Annotated in this window: 8 protein-coding genes; 6 read left to right on the forward strand and 2 right to left on the reverse strand. The window is 57.2% G+C overall.

From position 1 onward, the window contains the following. Positions 1-662: hypothetical protein (locus tag VGK48_21170; GenBank protein HEY2383693.1), on the reverse strand; the 662-nt coding region annotated here is incomplete at its 3' end. Between the two features lie 268 nt (positions 663-930). Here VGK48_21170 and VGK48_21175 point away from each other — a divergent pair. The 3 genes from VGK48_21175 to VGK48_21185 all read left to right on the forward strand — a co-directional run bounded on the left by VGK48_21175 (position 931) and on the right by VGK48_21185 (position 3,180). Then, the gene (locus VGK48_21175) at positions 931-1,401 is read left to right on the forward strand and encodes a hypothetical protein (GenBank protein HEY2383694.1); all 471 of its coding nucleotides are present in this window, start codon (positions 931-933) and stop codon (positions 1,399-1,401) included. Beyond that, positions 1,398-1,739 (forward strand): hypothetical protein, encoded by a 342-nt coding sequence (locus VGK48_21180; protein ID HEY2383695.1) that lies wholly within the window; start codon positions 1,398-1,400, stop codon positions 1,737-1,739. Before VGK48_21175 ends, VGK48_21180 begins: the two co-directional genes overlap by 4 nt. Before the next feature lie 142 nt (positions 1,740-1,881). Beyond that, entirely contained in the window at positions 1,882-3,180 is a 1,299-nt protein-coding gene (locus tag VGK48_21185) for a hypothetical protein (protein ID HEY2383696.1), read from the forward strand. A gap of 89 nt (positions 3,181-3,269) precedes the next feature. Here VGK48_21185 and VGK48_21190 read toward each other — a convergent pair whose 3' ends face one another. Beyond that, positions 3,270-3,683, reverse strand: coding sequence for a hypothetical protein (locus tag VGK48_21190; protein ID HEY2383697.1), 414 nt, complete (start codon positions 3,681-3,683; stop codon positions 3,270-3,272). Positions 3,684-4,343: 660 nt separating this feature from the next. Between VGK48_21190 and VGK48_21195 the strand changes: the two genes are divergently transcribed. The 3 genes from VGK48_21195 to VGK48_21205 are packed head-to-tail and all read left to right on the forward strand — an operon-like array spanning position 4,344 to position 6,725. Beyond that, positions 4,344-5,045, forward strand: coding sequence for an FMN-binding protein (locus VGK48_21195; protein HEY2383698.1), 702 nt, complete (start codon positions 4,344-4,346; stop codon positions 5,043-5,045). Beyond that, positions 5,042-5,938: an FAD:protein FMN transferase gene (locus VGK48_21200; protein HEY2383699.1), complete on the forward strand. Its 897-nt coding sequence runs from the start codon at positions 5,042-5,044 to the stop codon at positions 5,936-5,938. The genes VGK48_21195 and VGK48_21200 overlap by 4 nt, the downstream gene beginning before the upstream one ends. Beyond that, positions 5,931-6,725 carry an RnfABCDGE type electron transport complex subunit D gene (locus VGK48_21205; protein ID HEY2383700.1) on the forward strand — a complete coding sequence of 265 codons (795 nt, stop codon included), beginning with the start codon at positions 5,931-5,933 and terminating at the stop codon, positions 6,723-6,725. The genes VGK48_21200 and VGK48_21205 overlap by 8 nt, the downstream gene beginning before the upstream one ends. Positions 6,726-6,926 lie beyond the last annotated feature (201 nt).

Below are 6,926 nucleotides of genomic sequence, written 5' to 3' on the forward strand. Positions count from 1 at the left end.
GCGAGCCCAATGGCGGCTGCAAATCCGTAGGAACCCCACACAACCAGGGGTTTGTCATGGTATTCCTTCGAGAGTACGGCGGCGAGAGCGAAGGCCTCCATCGAATGACCGGACGGGAACGACATGGAATCCGATCCGTTAGGGCGCATGCGGCTTGTGGCGAGCTTCAAAACCTGCATGACGACTTCCGAATCGACAGCGGCTTCGAGACCGAGGCGTCCCGTTTCGGCCGCGTGATCATCATGTTTGATGGAGCCAAAAAGCAACATCGTGCCGGGTACGGCCCAGGGAGTGATCAAACCCACATCGGATATGGCATTCGAAGGACCGGTCAGCGAAGGGTTCGCTTTGGCAGTGTTACTGATACGATGATCGAAAATGGCGAGAGTGCCTTCCCCGACAACTGTTGGGGCAAGCCATTTTGCGTCTCCGCCGCTGATGTGAAGCGGGGATGTCCAAATGGCTTTCTGATCATCCAGAAAGTCGAGGGCGAAGCCGGAAACAAGACCCGGCGACTTCGATTTTTCGATCGGAGCGATGTCCGAGGTGGCGGATGGCAGGGCCACGCCTGGAATCTGGCCGATTGCCGGCGACTGTGCCATCAAGGGCGCCGAGAGCGAGAGACACACAATCGCGAAGATGGTGGCGGAAACGTTACGCATTACAGGTGGTACTCCAAAGAAAAGAGATCTATTGCGGACACTGTATGTCGTTGCATAAATTCCTGTCTATAGGGTGATGACCTTAGTTATTTCTAAACTTTTTATTTATGGGTCAGGAGCTGAATGAGACGTCCCTCGAGTTAAATCGAAATTAAAAGTGGTTTATCTTGCCGGGGCCGAAATAAACGACAATTAATTTCCAGTTAACGTCACCCGCTTCGTCTTCAGGTAAGCTCTGCAACAAACCTCATCAAGAGGAGGAGTTTGCGTGAACACGATCTACCGGACGGCTATCGTCACCATCCTCGTCCCTCTGGCAATAGCTTTTCTGGCGAATGCGCAGGAAAAGAAGATCCAGCGGTCGGGTCTTCCGGCTGCAGTGCAGAAGACCGTCGATGAGCAAAGCAAGGGTGCAACCATCAAGGGCTACTCCGCGGAAGTCGAGGGCGGCAAAACAACCTACGAAGTTGAACTGACCGTCAATGGCCACGGCAAAGATATTTCCATGGATGCCCAGGGTCACATACTGGAGATCGAGGAGGAGACACGCGTTGCCTCCTTGCCGGCCCCGGTGAAAGACGGTCTGGCGAAGGCTGCCGGAGCGGGCACGATTCTCAAGGTGGAATCGCTGACGAAAAATGGAAAGCTCGTCGCCTATGAGGCCGTTGTGAAGTCGGGAAACAAGAATTCCGAAATTCAGGTGGGCCCCGACGGAAAAGCACTCGCGCATCCGGAATGAGCAACTGCGGCTGGTTCGACTCGAATTGGGAAAGCCCGAAGATTGTTCTGGTCGGTGAAGAGATCCTGAAACGAGCGGAGCCGTTTATTCGCGGGTGCGAAAATTGCGCGCCGGACCTTGCCTGGCTTCCGTTCGAGACCCTGTTGGATCAAGTGACGGGTAATGCGGCAGAAATCACAGAGTACATGCTCATGGTGAATGCAGTATGTCCGCGATGCGGCGCCGGACTGCGCGAATGCACGCTTATTGCTGTCGACGACGCCTCGCTGAGGGATGAAGGCCCCTGTTCCGGGGATTCGGATGTCTTTCCATTATTCGGCGGTATCGGCACAATCTAAAGTCGAAGGAGAGCTGCATGCGAGAGTTGCTGCAGTTCGCTCTCAGGCGGCATCTGCATTTACAAATCGTTAATGGACCTGTAGCAAATCGGTAACGGGTGCATCGCAAAGTGAGGAGGCACGGAATCCAGCAGGAGCCTGAATGAACAAACGATTTTTAATTGCCGCCGCTGTGATGGTCAGCGCTTTCATCGCCGTATCCTTTTCGAGCCAGGGCAGGGCCGCGCCGGCCACGGTTTCCGGCGTTGTGGCGGGCAGTTACTTCACGCCGCCGGCGGGTTCGGCTGCATCAAAGACCGAGGCTTCTTACTACGAAGGCGCCAGGATTTGTTTCGATATTAATAATGATGGCGTGTGCGGCACCGGCGAAACGAGCGCGGCTACGAACGCGAAAGGCGCGTTTGTCTTGACAGGCGCGGCAGGACCGATTGCCGCCGAGCTCTCCACGGACTCGAAGAATGGCGGGCAGCCGGTAACGCGAAGGCTGGTTTTCCGCGCTTCCAAAGATCAGGTTGCGGCGGACCTCGCCGCCGGCCATTCCATCGTTGTCAGCCCTCTCTCGACGGAACTTGTCCGAATGATGGAAGCGGACAATCTGGATTACGCGACAGCCAGGAAAAGTCTGGCGCAGCGATTGAACGTACCCGCCGAGGCACTGCTGAGCGATCCAAACATGCAGACGGCTCCGGCCGTCCGTTCGGCTCTCCTGAGCGAATCCGTTATCCTGACCGGCCGGTTCACTCTGGCCGCCACGATGGTGGATCGCAAGGAGGTTTCCGCCCTGACGATGAAAGCGGCGCAGCAGGCGGCGATGAACCTCGAAGGGATTCCGCGCTATGACCATCTCTTCATCATCATGCTCGAGAACAAGGCCACGTCCTCGATCAAGAACTCCAGATTCGCGCCGAAGATCAACGCTTATCTGAACGCGGGCAATCAGTTTACAAGCTATTACTCGACGGGCAATCCCAGTGAACCGAACTACACCGCGGTGGCCGCGGCCGACGATTTTGGTATCACGGACGATGAGAACTGGAACTGTGTTCCCGCAGGCGATACGGCCGATCTTCCCGAAGATCCGTTGCCGGCCGGCATGCCGCCCTGTACCAAGGCGACGAGTCACAACATCAAAGGGCGGGCCAACCTTTTCACGGCACGGAAAGTTTTTTTTCACAACGGCGCCATTAAATCACTGAAGGAAGCGATCCGCTTTTACAACACCCGCGACACGGATCCCGAACATTGGTATCCCAAAGTCAGCGGAGTCCTCCAGATCTTTGACGACCTGCCGGCTGCCTTTCGAGACAATATCGACAAGCAGGCACCACTGGATAGCCACGCCCGCGGCAGCAAGCCGGCGATGTCCGATCAGGAAATGGACGACCTGGAAGCGTTCCTGAAGACGCTCACCGATAACTACAAGCCGGCGGCGAGCCAATAGTCCGGGCTGCATTGCTCGACACGAGAAGCACAGGAACGGGGAACCTCGTACTTGTGCTTCTCGTGTTCCTTTATTGGCTGGTGTGAGCTTTATCTCTCGTCGTGGTAGTGTCCGCCGTCACGATCGTAACCGTGATCTGGAACTCCCATTTCCAGCGGACGCTCCAACCGGAAGGTCAAAAGCGTGCCGCGTTCCACGCGAACTGCGGGCCCCCGAACCTGCTGGCCTCGGATCGCTCCGACGATATTTCCCAACAGGTTGTTATCCGCTTGCGACTCGAAGCGATTTGGGTCGGTCCGGATGGAATAACGTTCCCCATTAACAACTACCGAGTCCAGATCGAGAACCAAGTCGTTGTCCCGGGCTGTCCGCACCATCAACTCGACATTGGAGCCACGCGGAATCACAATGCGTCCGCGCTCACCACGGACGTCCTGATTTACCGTGCCGTAGAAAACACGGTTATCACTGCGATTGACATCGATTGTTTGATTCAGCCGCACCGGAATTGTTGTACCGGGGTCAAGCCGCCTTCGGTGATCACGGTCCTGTGCCAATCCAATCAAGGAGAAGCACCAAACCGCGACTAGCAGTACTGCCAATATTCCCTGCAGCCTTCGAAACGGGAGATTAATTGTCCCTCTTTCTATCATAATTTATAGTCCTCCCTGGTAAGAAGGCTGCATCCAACGGTCCCGGATGGCCAGGCTACTCATTCAGAATGGCTTAGCGGAAAAAGAGCGATCCGGATCGGCCCGGCGGCTAAAGAATTTTTCCTGGGTCCGCGTAAGACGATCCCCTATAGACCATCCTCAGATTTTCCTAAGAATCAGGAGTTTTGCGTTCTTAAAGAATTCGAAATCGCTCGGGCGACCAGTCAATTCTCGGTCGGCATTTTGTGAGCGCGCTGTCGAGACGAGCACATCCAGCCGTCACCGGTGATCCGCCGGAAACCGCAGGCTTATTGAGCAGAGTTCCAAACCGTTGGTATGCGGCGGGCTATGCCGTGATTGTTGCCGCGTGCGTTGTTTCTGTGATGTTGGCAAACAGCTCACTTTGGAATCAGGCCGTAGCCTCCGTCGTTCCATAGTATGAACAAAACTTAATCTGGCAACGTTGAACGGAACGACAGCGCAGTAACCCGATCATGGTAGGATGCCGGAATGGCGAAGATTTCGAACCGTCTGACGACGCTGAGTTCCGCGGCGATCCTTGCAGTCTATGCCGTGGGCTACCACCGCACGAGCGCGGCGGCGGACCGTTTTGCCGCTCAGGATCGGCATGATCCTCCGTCTCCGCCGATCGTTAGAAATTTCGTGGCGCCGGCACAGGCTTTGCCTTCATTCAAGTCCACGCTTGCGGTTCCCCCTGCGGATGCTCCAAGGCGGCCGCGCAGGGTCGAAGAGGAAACCCGCCCTGAGGTACCACAGAGCGAAACGCCCTCGGACCTCGCTCCCGAAGCGATCGCTGCAGTGATTAACGTGCCTCCGCCGTCGGCTCCGGCGCCGGTGGAGCGAGCGCCTGTACTCGTTCCGAACTTGACAGCTCCGGAACTCATGCCGCCGCCTCTGCCGGCCCCGCCCTCGGCGATTCCAGCCGCGCTTCAATATAAGGACGGCACCTATATGGGGTGGGGAAGTTGCCGTCACGGAGATATTCAGGCATCGGTTGTGGTCGAAGCGGGCCGCATCGCGTCGACGACCATTTCGCAGTGCTACACGCGCTATCCCTGCACTTGGATCGCGAACGCTCCAGGGCAGGTCGTCGCGCGCCAGAGCAACAAAGTCGATTACGTTTCGGGCGCGACGCAGAGCATCGACGCATTCAAACAGGCTGTCGCCGAGGCTCTCTCGAAAGCAAAGTGACGGCGGGATCCTGCGTCCGCTCCATCCCGGTCATGGGTACGATCGCGACGATCGAGGTGGCCGGATCCGAATCCTGCGAGGAAGCCGTCGCAAGCGCTTTTGAATGGTTTCGGCAGATCGAGCAGTGCTGTTCCCGGTTCGATCCTCACAGCGAGCTCACGCAACTCAACTCGCAGATCGGCGTTGCCGTTACCGCCAGCGCCATCCTCTATGAAGCTGTCCGATTTGCTCTTTCCGTCGCAGAAGAAACAGGCGGCGCATTCGATCCGACGATCGGCGGGCGCATGGAGAAAGCCGGCTTCAATCGCGAATACCGGACGGGGCGGCTCGTCCAGACTGCTGTGGATACGAACTCGCAGGTCAGCTATCGAGACGTTATCCTGAATCCCGACGGGAAAGCGATCACCTTGCTCCGGCCGCTGCTCCTGGATCTCGGAGCCGTCGCCAAAGGTCTCGCCGTCGACATGGCCGCCCGTGAGTTGCAGCCATTTGAAAATTTTGCAATCGATGCCGGTGGCGACCTCTATCTCGCCGGCTCGAATCCCGAGGGCGATCCGTGGTCGGTGGGCATTCGTCATCCGAGAATCGATGGCCAATTGATCGAATCCATTCGCGTTTCCAACCAGGCGGTCTGCACTTCAGGCGACTACGAACGGGGTGAGCACATCCTGGACCCGCGCCGCGCAGAGGCTGCTGCGGGCGCCGCAAGTGTCACCGCCGCAAGTGTCACCGTTGTCGCCAGTGGCGCGATGCTGGCCGATGCTGTTGCTACAGCCGCATTCGTCCTGGGACCTGTCGAAGGCCTTCGATTATTTGACCGTGTTGGAGTGGAAGGTCTGATCGTCTCGCCGTCGCTGGAGCGGTACCAGACCAGAGGAATGCCGTATGGTTAACGGCGCCGTCGCTCGATTTCTCTGGACGCCCAAGGGACTCCTTCTTACGGTTCTCGCGCTCCTGACCTTTGTCGCGGCGCGGCACGAGCCGCTTGACGAGATCGGGCCGCTGTTGATCAGCGCCATCGCCGCTGCCGGAGTGATCGATGTGTTCATTCTGAGAAGAGTGAAGAAAGCCTGGGAATTTCCGAGCGGCGCCGTCCTCACCGGTCTGATCATTGCGATGGTTCTGAGTCCTTATGAACCCTGGTACGTTGCGGCGGCAACGTCGGCGATCGCCGTTGTCAGCAAATACGTATTTCGCAGCCGCTTCGCCAATATATTCAATCCGGCCGCTCTCGCAATCGTGATCACCTTTTACATATTCGATACGGGGCAGAGCTGGTGGGGCGCCCTTCCGGAGATTGAACCGTTCGCCATTGTGCTTCTGTTCATAACAGGCGGATTCATCGCGAATCGGGTCAACAAGGTTCCGATGGTGCTTATCTTTCTGGGTCTCTACTATCTCCTGTTTACCGTGACCTCATTTCTAGGCAACCCTGCGCATGCCGCGGAAATCTATCGCGCTCCGGATCTGCACGCCGTGCTGTATTTCGCGTTCTTCATCCTGACCGACCCGCCGACGTCGCCGGTAAAGTATCCGCATCAACTGTGCTACGGCGCGATTGTCGCCGTCACCAGCTACGCGTTCTTCGAGCTGGTCGGTGCCGTGTACTACCTTCTGGCCGCAGTCCTGGTCGGCAATCTCTGGGAAGCCGGCCGCCGATGGTTCGCCACTCAGCGCTGAGCGGGTTATCTGGGATGATTCCCGCGGCGGTATAGAGCCATTCCAGCAGTCCAAATGACTCCAACGGAAAGGGGCCGTTCACTCTCGACTAAAAGTGAACGACCCCAATTTCCTACAGGAAAACGACGATCAAGTGATTGTGCGTTTTCGAACGACTACGGGTTGGTGCCTTCGCTGGACGCCGCGCCCATTTTCTTTCCA

The organism is Terriglobia bacterium (assembly GCA_036496425.1).
In the GTDB taxonomy this organism is placed as follows: Bacteria; Acidobacteriota; Terriglobia; order 20CM-2-55-15; family 20CM-2-55-15; genus 20CM-2-55-15.

Excerpts from the sequence above, each read along its gene's own strand:
- VGK48_21195 (HEY2383698.1), top strand. The coding sequence starts at position 4,344 with ATGGCGAAGATTTCGAACCGTCTGACGACGCTGAGTTCCGCGGCGATC.
- VGK48_21180 (HEY2383695.1), top strand. The coding sequence starts at position 1,398 with ATGAGCAACTGCGGCTGGTTCGACTCGAATTGGGAAAGCCCGAAGATT.
- VGK48_21205 (HEY2383700.1), top strand. The coding sequence starts at position 5,931 with ATGGTTAACGGCGCCGTCGCTCGATTTCTCTGGACGCCCAAGGGACTC.
- VGK48_21185 (HEY2383696.1), top strand. The coding sequence starts at position 1,882 with ATGAACAAACGATTTTTAATTGCCGCCGCTGTGATGGTCAGCGCTTTC.